This window comes from Dinghuibacter silviterrae (assembly GCF_004366355.1).
GTDB lineage: Bacteria > Bacteroidota > Bacteroidia > Chitinophagales > Chitinophagaceae > Dinghuibacter > Dinghuibacter silviterrae.
The window spans coordinates 339,356-360,319 of the sequence record NZ_SODV01000001.1 but is presented as its reverse complement, the minus strand read 5'-3'; the positions used below and the strand labels follow the sequence as shown (position 1 = coordinate 360,319).

Annotated in this window: 19 protein-coding genes; 18 read left to right on the top strand and 1 reads right to left on the bottom strand. The window is 54.6% G+C overall.

Translation table 11 applies throughout. The features are described 5' to 3' along the window. The first annotated feature begins 68 nt into the window (after positions 1-68). The 17 genes from EDB95_RS01515 to EDB95_RS01435 all read left to right on the top strand — a co-directional run bounded on the left by EDB95_RS01515 (position 69) and on the right by EDB95_RS01435 (position 16,797). Positions 69-1,751 (top strand): tetratricopeptide repeat protein, encoded by a 1,683-nt coding sequence (locus EDB95_RS01515; protein WP_162852449.1) that lies wholly within the window; start codon positions 69-71, stop codon positions 1,749-1,751. Positions 1,752-1,860: 109 nt separating this feature from the next. Further along, positions 1,861-2,274 (top strand): NADH-quinone oxidoreductase subunit A, encoded by a 414-nt coding sequence (locus EDB95_RS01510; protein WP_133989872.1) that lies wholly within the window; start codon positions 1,861-1,863, stop codon positions 2,272-2,274. Positions 2,275-2,296: 22 nt separating this feature from the next. After that, complete coding sequence (locus EDB95_RS01505; protein ID WP_133989870.1) at positions 2,297-2,878, top strand: NADH-quinone oxidoreductase subunit B; 582 nt, start codon at positions 2,297-2,299, stop codon at positions 2,876-2,878. 8 nt (positions 2,879-2,886) lie between these two features. Further along, entirely contained in the window at positions 2,887-3,408 is a 522-nt protein-coding gene (locus EDB95_RS01500) for an NADH-quinone oxidoreductase subunit C (protein WP_133989868.1), read from the top strand. Between the two features lie 9 nt (positions 3,409-3,417). Next, positions 3,418-4,647 carry an NADH-quinone oxidoreductase subunit D gene (locus EDB95_RS01495; protein ID WP_133989866.1) on the top strand — a complete coding sequence of 410 codons (1,230 nt, stop codon included), beginning with the start codon at positions 3,418-3,420 and terminating at the stop codon, positions 4,645-4,647. Between the two features lie 14 nt (positions 4,648-4,661). Beyond that, positions 4,662-5,153 carry an NADH-quinone oxidoreductase subunit NuoE family protein gene (locus EDB95_RS01490; protein WP_246073435.1) on the top strand — a complete coding sequence of 164 codons (492 nt, stop codon included), beginning with the start codon at positions 4,662-4,664 and terminating at the stop codon, positions 5,151-5,153. 34 nt (positions 5,154-5,187) lie between these two features. Next, on the top strand, positions 5,188-5,802 hold the full coding sequence (locus EDB95_RS01485; RefSeq protein ID WP_133989864.1) for a hypothetical protein: 615 nt from the start codon (positions 5,188-5,190) through the stop codon (positions 5,800-5,802). A 19-nt stretch (positions 5,803-5,821) separates the two neighbouring features. After that, entirely contained in the window at positions 5,822-7,183 is a 1,362-nt protein-coding gene (nuoF, locus tag EDB95_RS01480; protein ID WP_133989862.1) for an NADH-quinone oxidoreductase subunit NuoF, read from the top strand. An 11-nt stretch (positions 7,184-7,194) separates the two neighbouring features. After that, the gene (locus EDB95_RS01475; protein WP_133989860.1) at positions 7,195-8,283 is read left to right on the top strand and encodes a 2Fe-2S iron-sulfur cluster-binding protein; all 1,089 of its coding nucleotides are present in this window, start codon (positions 7,195-7,197) and stop codon (positions 8,281-8,283) included. Between the two features lie 4 nt (positions 8,284-8,287). Beyond that, entirely contained in the window at positions 8,288-9,325 is a 1,038-nt protein-coding gene (gene nuoH, locus EDB95_RS01470; protein ID WP_133989858.1) for an NADH-quinone oxidoreductase subunit NuoH, read from the top strand. Between the two features lie 9 nt (positions 9,326-9,334). Next, the gene (nuoI, locus tag EDB95_RS01465) at positions 9,335-9,868 is read left to right on the top strand and encodes an NADH-quinone oxidoreductase subunit NuoI (protein WP_133989856.1); all 534 of its coding nucleotides are present in this window, start codon (positions 9,335-9,337) and stop codon (positions 9,866-9,868) included. A 12-nt stretch (positions 9,869-9,880) separates the two neighbouring features. Beyond that, positions 9,881-10,381, top strand: coding sequence for an NADH-quinone oxidoreductase subunit J family protein (locus tag EDB95_RS01460; protein ID WP_133989854.1), 501 nt, complete (start codon positions 9,881-9,883; stop codon positions 10,379-10,381). Between the two features lie 7 nt (positions 10,382-10,388). Next, positions 10,389-10,727, top strand: coding sequence for an NADH-quinone oxidoreductase subunit NuoK (gene nuoK, locus EDB95_RS01455; protein ID WP_133989852.1), 339 nt, complete (start codon positions 10,389-10,391; stop codon positions 10,725-10,727). A 2-nt stretch (positions 10,728-10,729) separates the two neighbouring features. Continuing rightward, positions 10,730-12,625 (top strand): NADH-quinone oxidoreductase subunit L, encoded by a 1,896-nt coding sequence (gene nuoL / locus EDB95_RS01450; RefSeq protein ID WP_133989850.1) that lies wholly within the window; start codon positions 10,730-10,732, stop codon positions 12,623-12,625. 15 nt (positions 12,626-12,640) lie between these two features. Beyond that, positions 12,641-14,077 (top strand): complex I subunit 4 family protein, encoded by a 1,437-nt coding sequence (locus EDB95_RS01445; RefSeq protein WP_133989848.1) that lies wholly within the window; start codon positions 12,641-12,643, stop codon positions 14,075-14,077. A 13-nt stretch (positions 14,078-14,090) separates the two neighbouring features. Next, positions 14,091-15,482, top strand: a complete 1,392-nt coding sequence (locus EDB95_RS01440) for an NADH-quinone oxidoreductase subunit N (RefSeq protein WP_133989846.1) — start codon at positions 14,091-14,093, stop codon at positions 15,480-15,482. Between the two features lie 37 nt (positions 15,483-15,519). Then, positions 15,520-16,797 (top strand): ABC transporter permease, encoded by a 1,278-nt coding sequence (locus EDB95_RS01435; RefSeq protein WP_133989844.1) that lies wholly within the window; start codon positions 15,520-15,522, stop codon positions 16,795-16,797. Between the two features lie 329 nt (positions 16,798-17,126). Here the strand turns inward: EDB95_RS01435 and EDB95_RS01430 are convergent, their stop codons facing one another. Further along, positions 17,127-19,673: a zinc-dependent metalloprotease gene (locus tag EDB95_RS01430; protein ID WP_133989842.1), complete on the bottom strand. Its 2,547-nt coding sequence runs from the start codon at positions 19,671-19,673 to the stop codon at positions 17,127-17,129. Between the two features lie 357 nt (positions 19,674-20,030). Here EDB95_RS01430 and EDB95_RS01425 point away from each other — a divergent pair, with 357 nt between their 5' ends. Continuing rightward, positions 20,031-20,879 carry a MotA/TolQ/ExbB proton channel family protein gene (locus EDB95_RS01425; RefSeq protein ID WP_133989840.1) on the top strand — a complete coding sequence of 283 codons (849 nt, stop codon included), beginning with the start codon at positions 20,031-20,033 and terminating at the stop codon, positions 20,877-20,879. Positions 20,880-20,964: the final 85 nt, after the last annotated feature.

The following is a 20,964-nucleotide window of genomic DNA, read 5'->3' as shown; positions in this document are numbered from 1 at the left end:
GCAGGTATGGGAAACGAATTGTATACCATAAAATAGAACACTCACTTAAAACGAAATTGACAATGAAAATGAGAGTCAGCTTAGTTGCGGCAGCGCTGATCCTGGGTAAAGCCACCTTTGCCCAGAGCGTGGAGGATGGCAAGCGATTCCTGTATTACGAACGGTATCAAAGTGCAAAGGATGCCTTTCAAAAGGCATTGGCGGGCAAGCCGAATGACGGGGAGATCACCTTCTGGCTGGGTCAGGCTGAAATGGGTTTGAAAGATTCTGTGGGGGCAAAGGACCTGTATCAGAAGGTCTCTACCAATACCAATGATCCCTGGGCGCTGATCTGTGCCGGGGAACTGGAGTTGAAGGATGGCAAGAACGCAGATGCCCGCAACCACTTCGAGACGGCGATCAGCCTGACGAAGGCGAGGGACGCCAATGTGCTGGCCGGGGTGGCAAAGGTCAATATCGACGTGCCGTCCGGTGATGCCAACTATGCCATCGAAAAACTGAACCAGGCGATCGAGCGGGAAAAGAAGCACGTAGAGTCCGCCCTGTACGTTGCCTTGGGGGACGCCTATGCGAAGCTGATCGACGGTGGGAACGCCGTTACCAATTATAACAACGCCTTGCAGGCCGACCCGAAGTATGCCGCCGCACACTACAAGATCGGGTTGATCTACGAAACACAGCGGAACCCCACGCAGTACGTGCCTGAGTACGAAGCTGCCATCCAGGCCGATCCGAACTTCGCTCCGGCTTACTACCGGCTGTATGTCCACTACTATTCCAGGGACGTAGAGAAGTCGAAAGACTACCTGACACAGTATACCGCACACGCCGATCCGGGACCCCTGGTAGACCAGGCCAACGTGGATATTCTGTATGCCAGCCAGCACTTTCAGGAAGCCATCGACAAGAGCAAGGCGTTACTGCCCAACACTCCGGACGCCTTTAAGCCGCACTATTACAAGCTGATGGCGTATTCGGACGATTCCCTGAGGAGCTATAACGATGCCAAGACCAATATCGACACGTATTTCAGCCATCCGGACGACAGCCTGACGGCAAAGAACTACCAGGAGGCGGCGCATATCTATTACAAGGGCGGGTTTAGCCAGGACTCTATTTTCGCCTTCCTGAGAAAGGCCATTGCCATGGACACGCTGCAAGCCAACAAGGACGCCTACGTCCAATACGCCGCGGCCCTGTCGGATTCGCTGCACGATCCTGTTCAAAAGGCTTACTGGGTCGGCCAGGTCTACCTGATGGACAAAGAGCCAAACCCCAACGACCTGTACAACTGGGGCAGCCAGCTGTTTACGACGGCAGATACCCTCCGCGCAAGGGACGTACAGGCGACCGGGATCTCCAATCCCTACTACATAAAGGCGGACAGCGTCTTTGGTATGTACATTGACAAGTTCCCCAACTACTCCGTATACGGTTATTATTGGAGGGCCCGCGCCAACTGGGCCCTGGATACGGCCATGGACAAAGGGCTTGCCGTGCCTTATTTCGAGAAAATGATCACCACTGCCACCTCTTCCAAAGACTCCGCTACCTTCGTTCAGCAGATCGAGGTAGGGTTGCAGTACATGATCCAGTATTATTTCAAGAAGAAGGACTATAAGAACGCCCTGGACTACATCAATAAATTCCTGGTGTACGATCCGACCAACGAAACCTTCAAGCATTACAAGGACGTTTTGGAAAAATACTTCGCCCGGCAGACCGGAGGCGGTGGAAAATCCGGTAAGTAATGAGAGGCAAATGCCGATAAATACTTGGAAGGGCCCCATTTGGGGGCCCTTTCTTTTTGGGTTTTTCCCTGCTACTGTCTTATTTTTGTCAAAAATTAATCCTACTGAAATGGATGACTTATTCCTGCAGGCCCGGAATGTCGTTGTCTCTACTGACCCCAGCAGCGCCGTCCACTACTTGCCCATCGTCCTGCAATTGCTCGTAGCCATCGGTATCGTTGTCCTGATGATGGCCGGCACCCACCTCCTTGGCCCCAAGCGCAAGACGGCTGACAAGCTAAAGAATTTCGAGAGCGGTATAGCATCGGTAGGCGACGCCCGTCATCCGATGGCGATCAAATACTTCCTGGTAGCCATTCTGTTTGTGTTGTTCGACGTGGAAGTGATCTTCTTTTATCCCTACGCCGTCAACTTCCGGTCCCTGGGATGGGAAGGGTTTGCGGCTGTCCTGGCTTTTGTGGGTTTCTTCCTGGTAGGGTTTATTTATATTATTAAAAAAGGCGCCCTGCATTGGGAAGAATGAGTACGCCCTAAATTCATGTATCATGGCACGCCCCGTTCGATTTAACGTTCATGCGGAAGCAGATGTAAAGCTGGTAAAGGATGGCCCGGAGGGCTATTCCGGTGAAGGTTTTTTTGCCACGCGACTGGATAAGGTAGTGGGTCTGGCCCGGAGTAACTCTATGTGGCCCTTGCCGTTTGCTACCAGTTGTTGCGGGATCGAATTCATGGCGACGATGGGTGCCACCTACGACTTTGCCCGTTTTGGTGCGGAAAGGGTAGGGTTCTCACCCCGCCAGTGCGACCTGCTGATGGTCATGGGGACCATCGCCAAAAAAATGGGACCGGTGGTTAAACAGGTATACCTCCAAATGGCGGAACCGCGTTGGGTGATCGCTGTGGGGGCCTGTGCGTCCTCGGGTGGGATATTCGATACCTATTCCGTGCTCCAGGGTATCGACCAGATCATCCCGGTCGATGTGTATGTGCCGGGTTGTCCGCCCCGGCCGGAGGCCATCCTGGATGGATTTATGAAAGTACAGGACCTGGTCCATAACCGGGAAATGATCCGGCGCCGGACCTCGGACAGGTACAAGGAATTGATGGAAAGCTACGGGATTCAATAAAAGATATTATGCCCCTGACGAACGAGACCATTACGACAAAACTGAAGGAGCACTTTGGAGACCAGTTGACGGACTACGAGGAGCCTTATGGGCTGTTGACCTTCGTCGCCCCGAAAGACTTGAACCTAAAAGTAATGCAGTTCCTGTATGACGACCCGGAACTGAAATTCCGTTTTCTGACCGACCTCACGGGCGTGCACTACCCGGACAAAAAGGGACAGGAGCTCGCGGTGGTCTATCATCTCCACAACCTGGAAGATAATGTGCGGGTACGCTTTAAGGTATTCACCGACATTACGAAGCCGGATGTCTTCACCGCTACCAGCCTTTTTGCAGGCGCTAATTGGATGGAGCGGGAGACCTACGACTTTTTCGGGGTCAATTTCGTGGGGCATCCCAACCTGAAACGAATTCTGAACGTGGACGAAATGGATTATTTCCCGCTCAGGAAAGAATATCCCCTGGAAGACCAGACGCGTATAGACAAGGACGACGAGATGTTCGGACGCGGGGGGCATATAGGAATATAAACCGCAGTTATGTCAGAACAACACCAACACGTTAAATTGCCGGATGGGTCGATCGAAAAGACGACCACCACGCTCAATATGGGGCCCACCCACCCGGCAACGCACGGGGTATTCCAGAATATATTGGAGCTGGACGGGGAGCGGATCGTGTCCGCGGAGTCGACGGTGGGCTACATCCACAGGGCTTTCGAAAAGATTGCCGAGCGTCGTCCGTTGTACCAGATCACGCCCCTGACGGACCGTCTGAATTATTGTTCCTCCCCCATCAACAATATGGGTTGGCACCTCACCTGCGAAAAGCTGTTGGGGGTCAAGACTCCCAAACGCGTGGACTACCTGCGGGTGATCATCATGGAGCTGGCGCGTATTTCGGATCACCTGATCTGCAACTCCATCGTAGGGGTGGACGCGGGCGCCTATACCGGCTTTCTGTATGTGATGCAGTACCGGGAACTGATTTATGAGATCTACGAGGAGGTGTGCGGGTCGAGGCTGACGACAAACATCGGCCGGATCGGTGGTTTCGAGAGGAACTTTACCAATACCGCGTTTACAAAGCTGGAAAAATTCCTGAACGAATATCCCGCCGTACTCAAGGAGTTCGAGAACATGTTTATGCGCAACCGCATCTTCATGGAACGGACGATGGGAACAGGGGGCATCTCTGCGGAAAGGGCGCTCAACTATGGGTTTACCGGGCCCAACCTTCGGGCGGCCGGGGTAGACTATGACGTGCGGGTCACGCAACCTTATTCCTCTTATGAGGACTTCTCCTTTACCATACCGGTGGGTTCGACGGGCGATAACTATGACCGTTGGCTGGTGAGGGAACAGGAAATGTGGCAATCGCTTAGCATCCTTCGCCAGGCATACGAAAAAGTACAGTCTTTCAAGGGTGCTGAAGCGGAAGTGTACCACGCCGACACCCCGGAATATTACCTGCCGAAAAAACAAGACGTATATACGAAGATGGAGGCCTTGATCTGGCACTTCAAAATTGTCATGGGAGAGGTGGATATGCCCAAGGGTGAAGTATACCATTCCGTCGAAGGCGCGAACGGAGAACTGGGTTTCTACCTGATCAGCGATGGAGGCCGGGCGCCTTTCCGGTTGCACTTCCGGAGGCCTTGTTTCATTTACTACCAGTCGTACCCGGAACTGACCCAGGGGAGTATGCTGAGCGACGCGGTGATCACCATGAGCAGCCTCAACCTCATCGCGGGAGAAATGGACGCTTAATCTGATTCTTATTAATGATGATACAGTTTTCTGAAGAAACACTAGCCAAGGTCAAAGAAATCGTTTCCCACTACCCGGAGGGAAGGCAAAAAAGCGCCTTGATTCCTGTTCTGCATATTGCCCAGGATACTTTCGGGGGATGGCTGGATGTGCCGGTGATGGACTATGTGGCGGGCCTCCTGGAACTGGAGCCCATCGAGGTGTACGAGGTCGCGACCTTTTATTCCATGCTGAATACGAAACCGGTGGGTAAGTACGTACTGGAAGTCTGCCAGACGGGACCTTGCATGTTGAACGGAAGCGACGACATCATTGCCTACATCCGGGAAAAGCTGGGGATCGCTCCGGGGGAAACCACGGCCGACGGTCTGTTTACGCTAAAACCCGTGGAATGCCTGGGGGCTTGCGGATACGCACCCATGATGCAGTTGGGCAATACCTACCGGGAACACCTGACCAAAGAAAAAGTCGACCTGATCATAGATGAAGCGCGCTTAACTCGCTAAAAAAAGTGTGTCTTCAATGATAATCAAAACCAAAATGAAGAGAACAATCCTGATTCTGTTGTTTGTCGGAGGCTTGGGCTGTTTTGCCCAGGCGCAGTTGTTGAACCCGGGTATTGAAATCGGGTACGGTGGTTTTACGCCCCCCATCCTGTCGGGAGATGCCAAGACACGTGCCGAATTTTTCTCCAACTCCGTCCGGGGTTCCGAAACGGTAACGAGCACCGGCGCCTTTCACGCAGCGGCATTTGCAAAGATCTGGCGGGTTACCGTGGGTGTGGAAGGCTCGTATGAGTCGATTCAGATAAAGAACAACTTCAGTTATTTCTCTACCTCGATCAACCAGGAGGTGTACGGAGAGGAAAAGACAACGCATGGTTATTGGACGGCCATGGCCAGGGTCCAATGGTCCTATTGGAGCTTTCCCGGCTTCAAGATGTATGGCGGCCTGGCAGGCGGTGTATACGGTGTACACTCCAAGCTGACGTACAACAGCTCCAACGAAACCCCCGACAACAACACGAAAGGATCCGGTTTTTCTTACCAGATCACCCCGGTGGGGGCAGAGGTCGGAGCCAAGGTCAAGTTCTTCCTGGAAGCGGGTTACGGCTACCTGGGTCTCGTCAGCGGCGGGGTCCGGTTTAAATTATAGATAGCATCACAATATAGATATGGGACGCAAACTGTTATTGGAAAAGGCACACGTGGAAGGCATCCGGTACTACGATACCTATCGCAGGGAAGGCGGCTATGCCAGCGTGGAAAAAGCCTTGAAGAACCTTAGCCCGGAACAGGTCGTGGAAGAAGTGAAGAAGAGCGGTCTCAGGGGCCGCGGGGGTGCGGGCTTTCCGACCGGGATGAAGTGGAGCTTTATCGCCAAGCCGGAAGGTGTGCCCCGTCACCTGGTTTGTAACGCGGATGAGTCCGAGCCCGGTACGTTCAAGGACCGTTACCTGATGGAGTTCCTTCCGCACCTCCTGATCGAGGGGTTGATCGTGTCTTCCTATGCCTTGGGTTCCAACGCAACCTATATCTATATCCGGGGTGAATATGCCTGGGTGGCAGACATCCTGGACCAGGCCATCGTTGAAGCAAAGAACAACGGCTGGCTGGGGAAAAATATTCTCGGTAGCGGTTTTGACTGTGACATCTATGTTCACCGAGGTGCAGGGGCGTACATCTGCGGGGAAGAAACGGCCCTGATCGAATCCCTGGAAGGGAAACGGGGGAACCCGCGTATCAAACCGCCCTTCCCGGCGGTCAAAGGCGCCTGGGACCGGCCCACGGTGGTGAACAACGTGGAATCCCTGGCCGCGGTCGTCCCCATCATCAACATGGGCGGGGAAGAATACGCCAAGATCGGGGTGGGCAAGTCCACGGGGACAAAGCTGATCTCCGCTTGCGGGAACATCAACAAACCGGGTGTATACGAGATCGACATGACGATCTCGGTGGAAGAGTTTATTTATTCTGACGAATATTGCGGCGGTATCCCGAAAGGGAAACGCCTGAAGGCGTGTATCCCGGGCGGATCGTCGGTGCCCATCCTCCCGGCCAACCTGTTGCTCAAGACCGCAAAAGGGGAAACGCGCATGATGACGTACGAAAGCCTGGGCGACGGTGGTTTTGCCACCGGATCCATGATGGGGTCCGGGGGTTTTATCGTCCTGGACGAGGACCAGTGCGTGGTCCGGCATACGATGACCCTGGCGCGTTTTTATCAACACGAGAGCTGCGGCCAGTGTTCCCCCTGCCGGGAAGGCACGGGCTGGATGCACCGGATCCTCAAAAACATCGAATACGGAAAGGGCCAAAAAAGTGATATAGACCTGCTTTGGGACATCCAGCGCAGGATCGAAGGAAATACGATTTGTCCATTGGGAGACGCGGCCGCGTGGCCGGTGGCTGCGGCCATCCGTCACTTCAGGGACGAGTTCGAATGGCACGTGAACAACCCGGATGAGTGCCTGAAGCGCAACTACGGGCTCGCACATTATGCGGATCCCCGGCCTGTACCAGCTGCCACGGCTTAAATTTTTTTTCTATGAGCGACGAAAAAAAGATGTTCAAGGTTACGATCGACAACATAACCATAGAGGTGGAACCGGGGACAAGCATTCTCAACGCCGCCCGGATGATCGGGGGCGAAGTAGCTCCACCGGCCATGTGTTACTATACCAAGTTGAAAGGTAGCGGCGGTAAGTGCCGGACCTGTCTGGTGGAAGTGGCACAAGGGAGCACGGCCGATCCGCGGCCGATGCCGAAGCTCGTGGCCTCGTGCCGGACCAATATCATGGACGGGATGGTTGTCAAGAACATCACCAGCGAAAAGGTGATCGATGCCCGTAAAGGCGTGGTCGAGTTCCTGCTCATCAATCACCCCCTCGATTGCCCGATCTGCGACCAGGCCGGGGAATGTCATCTGCAGGACCTGAGCTACGAGCATGGCGCGAGCGGGACGCGTTACCAGTTTCCGAGGCGCACGTTTGAAAAGCATGACCTGGGGCCGTATATCCAATTGCACATGACGCGGTGCATCATGTGCTTCCGCTGCGTATATACCGCGGACCAGGTGACCAACCGACGGGTGCATGGGATCCTCGACCGGGGCGAACACGCGGAAATCGCGACCTATATCAAAACGGCGCTGGACAACGACTTTATCGGGAACGTCATCGACGTTTGCCCGGTGGGGGCGCTTACGGACAAAACGTTCCGTTTCAAAAACCGCGTATGGTTCCTCAAACCGGTGGACGCGCACCGCGACTGCCCCAAGTGTTCGGGCAAAGTACAACTGTGGTACCGGGGGGACGAGGTGTTCCGCGTGACGGCGCGTAAGGATGAGTTTGGGGAAGTGGAGGATTGGATCTGTAACGACTGCCGCTTTGAAAAGAAAAAAACCGCCGACTGGGTGATCGAAGGGCCTTCGAAGATCGACCGGCATTCGGTCATTTCGGCCAACCATTATGTGGGTGCCCACAAACCGACGGAGATCGAACCGGAAGTCATGGGACGTCCGCCCCGGCTGCTGATGGATATACACAGCGTGAGCCAGGTGAACCAGCCTTCTGTAGACCTGTCGCTGTTGCCGGGTCCGGCGCATTCAGACGATTTTAACGGGAAAGAAAAATAAGTTTATGCATCTTTTAGCGATTGATTGGATGTTTCTGGTAGAAAAGCTGGTCCTGATCGTAGTGATCATATCGGTCTCTCTTGGCGTGGCTATGTATTCCACCTGGGGAGAGCGCAAGGTCGCTGCCTATATGCAGGACCGGATCGGGCCCAATCGTGCCGGTCCCCTGGGTCTCCTGCAGCCCCTGGCGGATGGTATGAAGCTCTTTATGAAGGAAGAGATCTTCCCTGCCAGCTCCAACAAGTTCCTCTTTCTCCTGGGGCCCTGCCTGGCGATGCTGACGGCGATGATGACGAGTGCCGTCATCCCCTGGTCGAGTCCTTTAAAGGTATCGGGGCACGACGTTCCTTTGCAGATCGCGGACGTGAACATCGGGATCCTGTATATATTCGGTGTGGTGAGCATGGGCGTGTATGGAATCATGATGGGCGGCTGGGCGTCGAACAACAAGTTCTCGTTGCTCGCCGCCATCCGCGGGGCATCCCAGATCATTTCCTATGAACTGGCCATGGGCCTTTCGCTGATTGCCCTGCTGATGCTGACAGGTTCGCTTTCGCTCAAGACGATCGTGGAACAACAATCACATGGACTATGGAATGTGCTGTATCAACCTTTGGGTTTTATCATCTTTTTTATCTGCGCACTGGCGGAGTGTAACCGCACGCCCTTTGACCTGTCGGAAGCGGAGAACGAATTGAACTTCGGTTACCACCAGGAGTATTCTTCCATGAAACTCGGCTTTTACCTCTTCGCCGAATACGTCAATATGTTTATCAGCAGTGCGATCATGGCGACGCTCTTCTTCGGGGGCTACAATATTCCCTATGTACACATCGCCGACCCGAACGTGGCAGCGATCGTGGGTGGCCTGGCGCTTTTTGCAAAAACGGTCTTCTTCATATTCGTATTCATGTGGATCCGCTGGACGATACCGCGCTTCCGTTATGACCAGCTGATGCGGCTGGGTTGGAACGCGCTGATCCCCCTGGCGCTTCTCAACATGGTGATCACGGGGGCTGTGATCCTGTGGCTGAAAAAATAAAAATTGTTTATGAACGCACTCACCAATAAGGCAAAAGCAGTAGACCGCCGGCCGATGACCTGGCTGGAAAGGATCTACCTGTGGAATATCGCGAAAGGGATGGCGATCACGCTGCGCCACTTTTTCAAGAAAAAGGCGACGATCAAGTATCCCGAGGAAAAACGCCCCTTCAGCCCTGTGTTCCGCGGAACCCAGGTATTGAACAGGGACGAGGAAGGTCGTGAACGCTGCACCGCCTGCGGTCTTTGCGCCGTGGCCTGTCCGGCGGAAGCCATCACCATGGAAGCCGCCGAGCGCAAACCCGGCGAAGAACACCTGTACCGGGAAGAGAAGTACGCGGCCCGGTATGAGATCAACATGCTTCGCTGTATCTTCTGCGGTCTGTGCGAGGAAGCCTGCCCCAAGGACGCGATCTACCTTTCCGAAACGTTTGCCCCCGCGAACTATCAGCGCAAGGGCTTTATTTATGGCAAGCCGGAGCTCCTGATTCCGGACCCGAAGACACAACCGGAGGAATACGCAAAGGCCAAGGGGCAACACTAAACCATACTGACGATGAGCATTACGCAAATATTATTCTGGTTCCTATCCATCCTTACCGTTTTCGGCGCCCTGATGGTCATTACGCGCAAGAATCCGGTCTATAGCGTTCTTTGGCTGATCATCACCTTTATGGCCATATCGGGACACTATATCCTGCTGAACGCGCAATTCCTGGCTATCGTGAACGTGATTGTGTATGCCGGGGCGATCATGGTCCTTTTCCTGTTCGTGATCATGTTGATGAATCTCGACGCTGACGCGGAGCCCCAAAAGAACAAGTGGCTGCAACTGGCCGGTGTGGTGGCGGGGGGCTGTCTCCTGCTGATCCTGGTCGCCTCCCTCAAGGACGCGGAGACGAAGTCGAAAATGGCGGAGCTTGGCACGGGGTCGATCGGGTTGATCCAAAACCTGGGCCAGGCCTTGTTCAAGACGTATGTGCTGCCGTTCGAGGTATCGAGCGTGTTGTTCCTGAGCGCCATGGTCGGCGCGGTGGTTATAGGGAAGAAAAACTAAAGCGACTATGCCAATCAACAATTATATTTTTCTCGGGATCATCCTTTTCTGCATCGGCGTCACGGGCGTACTGACCCGGCGGAACGCCATCATCATCTTCATGTGCATCGAATTGATGTTGAATGCGGTGAACCTGTTGCTGGTGGCCTTTTCCAAGATGCACCACCAGGTAGCAGCCCTGCACCAGGGCGCGGCCTCGACGGTGGGTACGGAAGGGCAGATTTTCGTTTTTTTCATCATGGTCGTGGCGGCAGCGGAAGTGAGTGTGGGTCTGGCGATCATCGTCATGATGTACCGGAATACGCACTCGGTGGACGTTAACTTCTTGAACCGGTTGAAACACTAGATATGAGCCAATTTGTTTACTTAGTACCGCTGTTCCCGCTCGTCGGGTTCTTGGTGATCGGCCTGGGACGCAACGTCTTGTCCAGGACCCTGACGGGCCTGATCGGCTGTGCGACAGTGCTGGCCTCCTTCGTGGTAAGCGTGATGATCTTTAACGAAGTCCGGACGCCGGGCTTTATGCCGGTGACCGTCCGGTTGTTCGATTTCATCCACACGGGTTCTCTGAACATCTCTTTTGCTTTCCAGGTGGACCAGCTTTCTTCGCTGTTCCTTCTCATCATCACCGGGGTCGGGTCGTTGATCCATATTTACTCCACCTCGTATATGCACGAGGAGAAACCGCACCATTTCGCGCGTTATTTCTCCTACCTGAACCTGTTTGTGTTCTCGATGCTCCTGCTGGTGCTGGGCGCGAACTATGTCATCCTGTTTATCGGTTGGGAAGGCGTCGGTTTGTGCTCCTACCTCCTGATCGGCTTCTGGTTTACCAACGGGGACTATAACTACGCCGCCAGGAAGGCATTTATCATGAACCGTATCGGGGACCTGGCGTTCCTGATCGGCATCTTCTGGATCCTGGCGCAATTCGGCTCGCTCAATTATGCGGATGTCTTTACCCGCTGCCAGGGCGGCGCCACCGCCCCTGTGCTGACCGGCATTACCCTGCTGTTGTTTATCGGGGCCACGGGTAAGTCGGCGCAGATCCCCCTCTATACATGGTTGCCCGACGCCATGGCGGGTCCCACGCCGGTATCCGCCTTGATCCATGCGGCGACGATGGTGACCGCGGGGATCTATATGATCGCCCGGAGCAACGTTATGTATACGCTGGCCCCGGCCACACAAGCCGTCATCGCCGTCATCGGTCTTTGTACGGCCATCCTGGCGGCGTCCATCGCGATCCAGCAAAACGACATCAAAAAGGTGCTGGCGTATTCCACGGTCAGCCAACTGGGCTATATGTTCCTGGGGCTTGGCGTAGGTGCGTATACCGGCGCCGTCTTCCATGTGATGACCCATGCCTTCTTCAAAGCCCTGTTGTTCCTCGGCGCGGGGAGCGTGATCCACGCCATGGGTGGGGAACAGGACATCCGTAAGATGGGAGGGCTACGCAAATATATGCCGGTGACTTATTGGACATTCTGGGTCGGGACCTTTGCCATCGCCGGAATTTTCCCATTCGCAGGGTTCTTCTCCAAGGATGAAATTCTCTCACACGCCTATGCACACAACCCCGTGTTGTATGCTGTTGGCTTGTTGGGGTCGTTATTTACAGCATTTTATATGTTCCGGTTGCTGAGCCTCACTTTCTTAGGTAAGTTCCGGGGTACGCACGAGCAGGAACACCACCTCCACGAAAGCCCTGCCGCCATCACGATTCCCTTGGTGATCCTGGCGGTGCTGGCGATTTTCGCCGGTTTCCTGGGTATACCGGAATATATAAAGCCCGACGCGCACATCCTGGAGAAATTCCTGGCGCCGGTGTTTGCCTCCTCCCAGGAAATCGCCGCTTCCGCCAGTCCGGCTCCCGGAACGGAATGGGTGTTGACGATCGTGAGCTTGCTGTTGATCGCGGCTGTCTCGATCTGGGGATGGACGAAGTTCAAAGGCTATACCGGTCCGGCAAAAGAAGCCACGGGTTTTGCAAAGATCCTGGAGAACAAGTGGTATGTGGACGAGCTCTATGATGCGGTCATCGTCCGGCCGATCAACGCGCTGGCCGGTTTCCTGAACAAGTACGTCGAGCGGGGGTTGGACGGGATCGTCAACGGCGCCGGGAGGCTCGTGCAATACAGCAGCCGGCAGATACGCCTCCTGCAAAGCGGGCAGGTGGGCGCTTACGTCCTGTTGATGGTGATCGGGGTGATCATTCTTTTTATCGTACAAATTTTTCTATAAAACCGGGTAGGCGATATGTTAGCATTGTTACTTTTTCTGATCCCTCTCGTAACCGGGTGCATCGCATTCCTGCTCAAACAGGGGAATGCCGCAAAGATCTGGTCCTTGCTGTCTTCCCTGGCAACCCTCGGCGTTTCCGTCGCGGCAGCCATGGATAAGAGCGCCACGGCGCGTAGCTTTCACGCGAGCTGGCTGCAAGGCCTGGGCGCCTCCTTCACGCTGTCTATAGACGGCATGGGCGCCATCCTGGTCCTCCTGACCGGCGTCTCCCTGGTGCTGGTGCTGGTCTCCACCTACCGGAATACGTATAAGAACCCCTCGGTGTACTACGGGCTCCTCCTGTTGTCACAGGCGGGTCTGATGGGGGTGTTCCTGGCGATGGACGGCCTGCTGTTCTATTTCTTCTGGGAACTGGCCCTGATCCCCGTATACTTCCTTTCCTCCGGCTGGGGTGGGGAACGCCGGATCCAGGTCACCTTCAAATTCTTTATCTACACCTTCGTCGGCTCGCTCATCATGCTGGTGGGCCTGCTATACCTGTATGCACTCAACCCGCAGGCCTCCTTCGCCCTGGAGTCGCTCTATAAGGTGAAGCTGAACGCAGACCAACAGGATATCCTGTTCTGGATGTTCTTCGTGGCGTTTGCCATCAAGATGCCTATCTGGCCTTTCCACACCTGGCAGCCCGATACGTATGAACAATCCCCCACCTCGGTGACCATGATCCTGAGCGGGGTGATGGTGAAGATGGGTCTGCTGGGCGTCATCCGGTGGGTCGTTCCTATTTTCCCCGAGGCCGTTCATCATTTCGAAAATGTGGTCATCGGTCTTAGCGTGGTCGGGATGGTGTATGCTTCGCTGGTGGCGCTCCGGCAGGATGACCTGAAGCGGATGGTGGCTTATTCCTCCATCGCCCACATCGGCCTGATGTGCGCGGCGATTTTCTCCGTCAACCAGGAAGGGTTACAGGGAGTGATGGTTCAGCTCTTCAACCACGGCATCAATATCATCGGGTTGTGGATCGTCATCGACGCCATTGAACAGAAGTTGGGCACCCGAAAGATGAGCGAGCTGGGGGGGATGGCTGCCAATGCACCCGTCCTGGCCATCCTGCTCGTGGTCATGTCGCTGGCCAACGTCGCGCTGCCCCTGACCAACGCCTTTATCGGGGAGTTCCTGATGTTTAACGGACTGTACCACTTCAACGTATGGTACATGGCCTTTGCCGGGCTGAGCATCATCCTCGGTGCGGTCTATACCCTGCGTATGGTACAAAAGGTGATCTATGGGAAGGAGAACAGCCTGACGGCCGCCATGACGGATCTTACGATAAACCAAAAACTGATGCTGGCGGGTATCACGATCCTGATCATCGTCTTCGGGGTATATCCCGACCCCTTGTTCAAGATGACCCAGGACACGGTTCACGCCATTATCGCACAGCATATATAATTTTCGAAGCAACATGAACGTACTAATACTGTCAACCATCTGGGGCATTGTGATGATGTTTAGCGGCCTTGTTTTCAAAAAAGGCGGCTATGCTACGTACCTCGCCATTGCCGGCGCCCTCGTTTTGCTGCTGGGCTCGATTGGCGACGTGAGCAATGTGGTGATCACACACTCGACCTTCGGTGGAATGCTGTCCTTCGACGGGTTCACCGAGCTGTTCCTTTCGGTGATCCTGGTGGCGACCTTATTTTATTTCCTGTTGTCCGGACGGGAAATCGAGGCGGTGGGCAACGGGGGCTTTGACTACTATGCGCTGATCTTTTTCGTTATAACGGGGATCACCCTGTCCGCTTCTTACAATAACCTGCTGATGCTTTTCTTAGGCATCGAGATCCTGTCTATCCCCTTGTATATCCTGACCGGGTCGGACAAAAAGAACCTGAAAAGCAACGAGGCTTCCCTGAAGTATTTCCTGATGGGGTCGTTCATCACCGGCGTCATGCTGCTGGGTATCACGCTGATCTACGGGGATACGGGCAGCTTTAACCTCGGACCGGCCGCTTCTCCTTTCGGGATGATGGCGGCGTCGCTTCCCGTGTTGTCGAAGGTGGGTTTGCTACTGCTGATGTTTGCCATGGCCTTTAAGGTCTCGGCCGCACCCTTCCACTTCTGGACGCCGGACGTGTACGACGGCGCCCCCACGGTGTTTTCCTCTTTTATGGCCACCATCGTCAAGGCGGGTGGTTTTATCGCTTTCCTGAGGCTTTTCGGGGACGGTTATGCGAACACCCAGTATTCCTGGGGCAGCGCCATGCTGGTCCTGATCGTCCTCACCCTGCTGATCGGCAACCTGACCGCGGTTTTTCAGCAAAGCGCCAAGCGGATGATGGCCTATTCCAGCATTGCCCAGGCCGGTTTTATGCTCATGGCCGTGTACAGTCACAATACCGAAGCCACCGACGGTTTCCTGGTGTACACCGCCTCCTATTGCCTGGCGACGGTCGGCGTCTTTGCTACCTTGAGCAAGGTGAAGGACCATGCTTATGAAGGCTTTAACGGACTTGCCAAAAAGGAGCCGCTCCTGGCGCTTACGACGGCGATCTGTCTGTTGTCCCTGGCGGGGATACCGCTCACGGGCGGATTCCTTGGGAAATATTACATGCTGTATGCGCTGATCAAGAGCGGGCAGGGGCCCTATATGCTGGTCTTTGCGGTCCTTTGCGCGGCGGTCAGCGTGTATTACTACTTCCGGCTGATCCAGGCGATGTACTTCAAGGAAGGCAATCCGGCGACGGCGCCCGTCAGCACCGGGCTGAAGGTCGGTATGGTCGGGTTGACCGTTTTGATCATCCTGCTGGGGATCATGCCGTATGACCTGCTCATCAACTGGAAACTTTTCTTCTAGCGATCTTTTGGTATTTTAGAGGGACATAAAGACCCTCATGAGGTTTTCAGATACATTTTCGCTGGCATTTCATACGATCAAGGCCAACCGGCTGAGGGCCGGGATCACGATCTCTATTATTGCGCTGGGTATCACGGCCCTGGTGGGGATCATGACGGCCATCGAGGCCATGGATAACAGTATCTATGAGAATTTCACGCTTTTGGGCGCCAATACTTTTGTGATCCATTATAGGGCGCACGATTTTTTGGGGGACGATGGGAATGATGTCAAAAAGACGTCCCGCAAAAACGCGGAAAAGGTAAAAAAGTCGCAGGAAGGGCAGGTGATCACTTTTTACCAGGCCAAGACGTTTAAGGACCGGTTTACTTTTCCAGCGGCGGTCAGCATTGCCCAAACGGGTGACTTCAATGCCACGGTTTTTTACGGAATACACAAGACCAACCCCACCGTCCGGGTGATCGGCGGGGATGAAAATTACCTTTACAGCAGTGGGTATACCCTGGAGGTGGGCCGGAATTTTTCTCCCCTCGACCTGGAGACGGGGCGTGACGTGGCGATCCTGGGCATGGATGTGGCCAAAAAGATTTTCGGGGATGCATGGCGCACGGCGGAGAACTCGATCATCCGGGTGGACGGCGCCCGCTACCGGGTGATCGGAGTCCTCAAGGCCAAAGGGGCAAGCTCCTTCTTAAGCCTGGACAATATCGTGATCACCACCCTGAACAACGTCCGCCGGGTATACCAGGGTTCTTCCAACACCCTCAACCTCAGCGTAACGGTCCGGGACATCCAACAGATGGACGCCGCGATCGGGGAGGCGACCGGCATTTTCCGCCAGGTCCGCGGCCTGAGCGTTACAGAAAGCGACAACTTTTACATCGACCGCAGCGATAGCCTGGCCAACCAGCTCAAGAACCTTCTTTTATATGTGACGATCGCGGCCATCTTCATCGGGTGCATAACCCTCATCGGCTCGGCCATCGGCCTGATGAACATCATGCTGGTCGCCGTCAACGAGCGCACCCGGGAAATCGGGCTCGTCAAATCGCTGGGCGCCCGCCGCGGCACGATCCGCAGCCAGTTCCTCCTCGAAAGCATCCTCATCAGCCTCTTCGGCGCGTCCCTGGGGATCCTGCTCGGCATGTGCGTAGGAAACCTCTTTGCGGTCTTCCTGGGGACGGGTTTCGTCGTCCCCTGGCTATGGATGTTCCTCGGGATCGTGATCTGCTCCCTCACGGGGCTCCTCGCGGGGCTCTATCCTGCCATCAAGGCGGGCGGCCTTGATCCAATCGTAGCGTTGCGGTACGAATGATGTGTTGACTCCTCGGTTTTACGAACTCTTGCCCCCCTTACCGTTTTGCCCCCAGTCCCGACCGCGCCGCGCGCGAAGTGGGTTGTCCTTTTACTCTCTTTTCCGTGGGGTTAAAACCGGAATTGCATTGCAGGCCGTAGCCCCACGGAAAAGAGAGTAAAAGGACAACCCACTTCGCTGCAACACGGGGCGGTAGGGTATGCTGGGGGTGGGGCGTACGGACCGGTTTGTGTTGTGTTGTGTTGTGGTGTGTTGGGATGGGTAGGGTGGGGGAAAAAAAACGGGCCTCGTGGTGAGGCCCGATTATTTTTTTCCTAAAAAAAGATATTCTACTTGCGCGGTTCGAGGGCGTCGGTGATGTGGTCGGCAAGGTATTGAAGGTGGTTACGGGTCAGGGCGTCGTGGGCGCCGGGGATGGCGGCGCGGATGCGGGCGCGCAGGCTGACGAGGGCCGCGCGGGCTTCCGCGGGGACGTCTGATTTCATGGGGTCTTCACCTTGAGAGACACTGAGGCTGCGGCCGTTGAACGAGATGCTCATGCCGGGTTTGGCGTCCAGCAGGGCGATCAGGCGCTCGGTGTAGCTTTTTTGCAGGTTGCGGCGGTAGCTGTCGATGGCTTTGCCGGTGCTGAGCTCGCTCCATATACCCTTATTGAGGTCGGAAATGAGATCCTCGATGCTGTAGGGGTCGGCGGTCCGGTTACCGGCGATCTCCATCCTTTGCAGCCGGGCTGCGGAGAGGATGGAGCCCAGCGCGGCGTCCTGGATGTCGCTGATGGACTCCGTGATGGGTTGGGAGAACTTGTTGAGGATGTTTTTGTCCAGCAACCAGGTAGGCGTGGTGAACAATTGCTCGTTGAGGAATGCAACGGCTTCCTGCTGACGGGCCTTGGGGGTCACTTCGTATACGTCCCCGCTTTGCTCGATGCTCTTCGGGGTTTCGTAAATGCCGCCGATGTTTTTGATCACGTGGAACATGTAGCGCTGATACTGGATAAAGAGCTGCTGGTACATTTGCTGCAGGTTATTATAGGTATCCGCTTCCTCCTTGGTCCAATCGGGCAGCTTTACGATGATCCGCTTCAGGTTCTTGATGCCGTAGGCGCTTGCCTTCATGCTGTTGTCGCCCAGATCCTCGGTTTGCTCCCGGGGATCGAACGGATTGCTTTCGGTACCAAAAAACAGGCGGGGGTTGTGACCGACGCTGTCAATGATGAGCTTGGATAGGATTTTTTTGTCTTCCTCTTCGTCCTTTGTGCCGGGGATCACGTGATAGCCCCATTGGATGGCCCAGCGGTCGTAGTCGCCGATGCGGGGGAAAAGACCGGCCTCGGTGATGTTGTCCTCGGGCTGGGCTACGTAGTTGAAACGGGCGTAGTCCATGATGGAGGGCGTGTGGCCGTTGGCTTCTACAAAGGCTTTGTCGCGCAGCTTTTCTACGGGGACAGTGCTGCTGGAACCCATGTTGTGTCTCAGGCCGAGGGTGTGGCCGATTTCATGTGAAGACACAAAACGGATCAGGTTGCCCATGAGCTCATCGTCGAATTTCATTGACCTGGCCCTGGGATCGACGGCGGCGGTCTGGATAAAGTACCAGTCGTGCAGGAGCTTCATGACGTTGTGGTACCAGCCGACGTGGCTTTCCAGGATCTCCCCGCTACGCGGGTCGTGGATGTTCGGACCATAAGCGTTTTCGATGTCGGAGGCGAAATACCGGATGACGGAGAAGCGGGCATCTTCCAGGCTCATGGTGGTGTCGCCTTCGGGCCAATCCTTGGCGATGATGGCGTTTTTGAAACCCGCCTGTTCAAAGGCCTTGTTCCAGTCGTTCACGCCGGCAATGAGGTAGGGACGCCATTTTTTGGGTGTCGCGGGATCGATGTAGTAAACAATCTGCTTTTTGGGTTCGACCAGTTCACCCCGGTTAAACCTGTCCAGGTCTTCGTCCTTTGGTTCCAGGCGCCAGCGGGTGATAAAAGTCGATTCGTCCACCTTTTGCTGGTCGTCGGTGTAGACGGTATAGTCGTCCGCGAAGAAGCCGACCCGGGGGTCAAACAGGCGTTTCTTCATGGGAACCTTTGGCAACAGGAGCATGGAGGTGTTGATCTCAAAGGTCACGGCCCCGGCATCCGAAGCGGCCGGGAACGCACGTCCTGCACCGGGCATAGGCGGGAAGCTCGCAGGTGCGGGGCTGGAGGTCCAGGTCTTGATGGTCCGGATCTCGGTGTTGATGGGATAGGTGGTGATCCTTTCGATGTAAGACCGGTCAGGGCTCAGACCTCCCAGGCTAAACCGCCTTTTGTCATTGGGGTCAAGAGAGACCACCTGATTGTCTCCTTTAAAGAAGTCGGTGACGTCGATGACGGTGCTTGTCGAATCGGGTCCGAATGCCTTAATATCAAAAGCGGCGGCAATGGGATCGAGATAGGAGTTGCGGACGGCACGGTAAATGGGTTCGGTGCTGTCCTTGGCAATGCTGATCAGGGTAACGGTCCGCAGGAAAAGTTTGTTGTCCGGTCCTTTTTCCCAGCGCATCGTTTGCTGGTTGGCGACTTCCCCTCCGTAGATACCGGCCCCGCCGGGGGTTTCGGAATAACGGGTAATGGCCATGAATTCCCGGCCCAGGATGGAGTCGGGGATCTCGAAATACCATTTATCGTCCACATGGTGGACGGTGAAAAGCCCTGATTTTGAGATGGCTTTGGCGGTAATGACGTCCTTATAAGGTTTGACGGAAGACTTGGGTGCTTCTGCGCCCTTTGGTGCCGCACCGCCCGGGTGGGCCGTGGTATCCCCGGGGGTTCTCCGGTTTTGTGCTTCCGTATGAAACCCGGCCAGGCACAGCAACACGGTCAAAGGCAATAGCAATTTTTTCATGCGCTAACTGATGGTTTTGGATGTTTTCCGGGACGCAGCAACCAGCGAATACATTGATACTGACGGCCGGAAGATTAGAAAATGATGTTTAAGCGTTGAAATTATGTAATGGGGGACTCATTGGGTTTTACTTTGTACAAAAGGGCACAGGAGCAGATGACTGGCTGCTTTCCCGCGATTTATATTTCGGAAAAAACTAATCTGTACCCCTTGTGTGTACGCTTTTATTTATTAACTTTCGAGGCTACTCATAAAAATATTTGTTTTTGGAATTTGTTCATTAGAGACATTTTTTCCTTAGAATTGCTGTACTAAAACCATTTTTACAATTTCATCAACATTGAAAATTCAAAGATCATGGCTGAAACTAAATCAACTGTAACTGCTGCGGGTGCAACTGCTGCAAAAGCCGGAACCTCTGTGCAAGCAAAAAAATCCAGCAATGCGGTCTCCTGGATCGCACCGGTGATTTGCTTAATCGCAGGTGTCTCCTTTTACGTATTTGTACTCGGTAACAGCGGCAACTTTGTGAATGGAAAGGGATCGAACTGGATGGGTAAAATGCACGAAGGCGGCCCAATCGTGCCGTTGTTGATTACGCTTTTCCTGATCGTAATTGTATTTGTCATCGAGCGCTTGCTGACGATCACAAAGGCTCTTGGTAAAGGCAACATCGCCGATTTTGTACGCAAAGTACAATACCATCTCGCTAATAGAAACGTAGACGCTGCTCTTCAGGAGTGCGACAAGCAACAGGGTTCCGTAGCCAACGTCATGAAGGCCGGTCTGCGCAAGTACAAAGAAATGATCGGCAACAGCGAACTGGACACTGAACAAAAGGTCCTCACCATTCAAAAGGAAGTGGAAGAAGCCACCGCCCTCGAACTGCCCATGCTGGAAAAGAACCTGGTATTCCTCTCCACGATCGCTTCCGTGGCTACCCTGATCGGTCTGCTCGGTACGGTTATCGGGATGATCCGCGCTTTCAGCTCCCTGGGTGAAGGTGGTAGCGGTGGTTCCAGCGCAGCAAACGACCTCGCAAAAGGTATCTCCGAGGCCCTGTACAATACCGCCCTGGGTATCGGTACTTCTGCCGTATCCATTATTATGTACAACGTATTCACGACCCGTATCGACAGCATCACCTACGGGATCGATGAGTCTGGTTTTACGCTGACCCAGAGCTTCGCCTCTAACTATAAATAAGTCCTTGGTTGTCAGCCATTTGATGTTTATCCAAGGGTTGGCAAAAAAAAAGTTGGACTTTTTTTATGGAAAAATGAGGTAATGA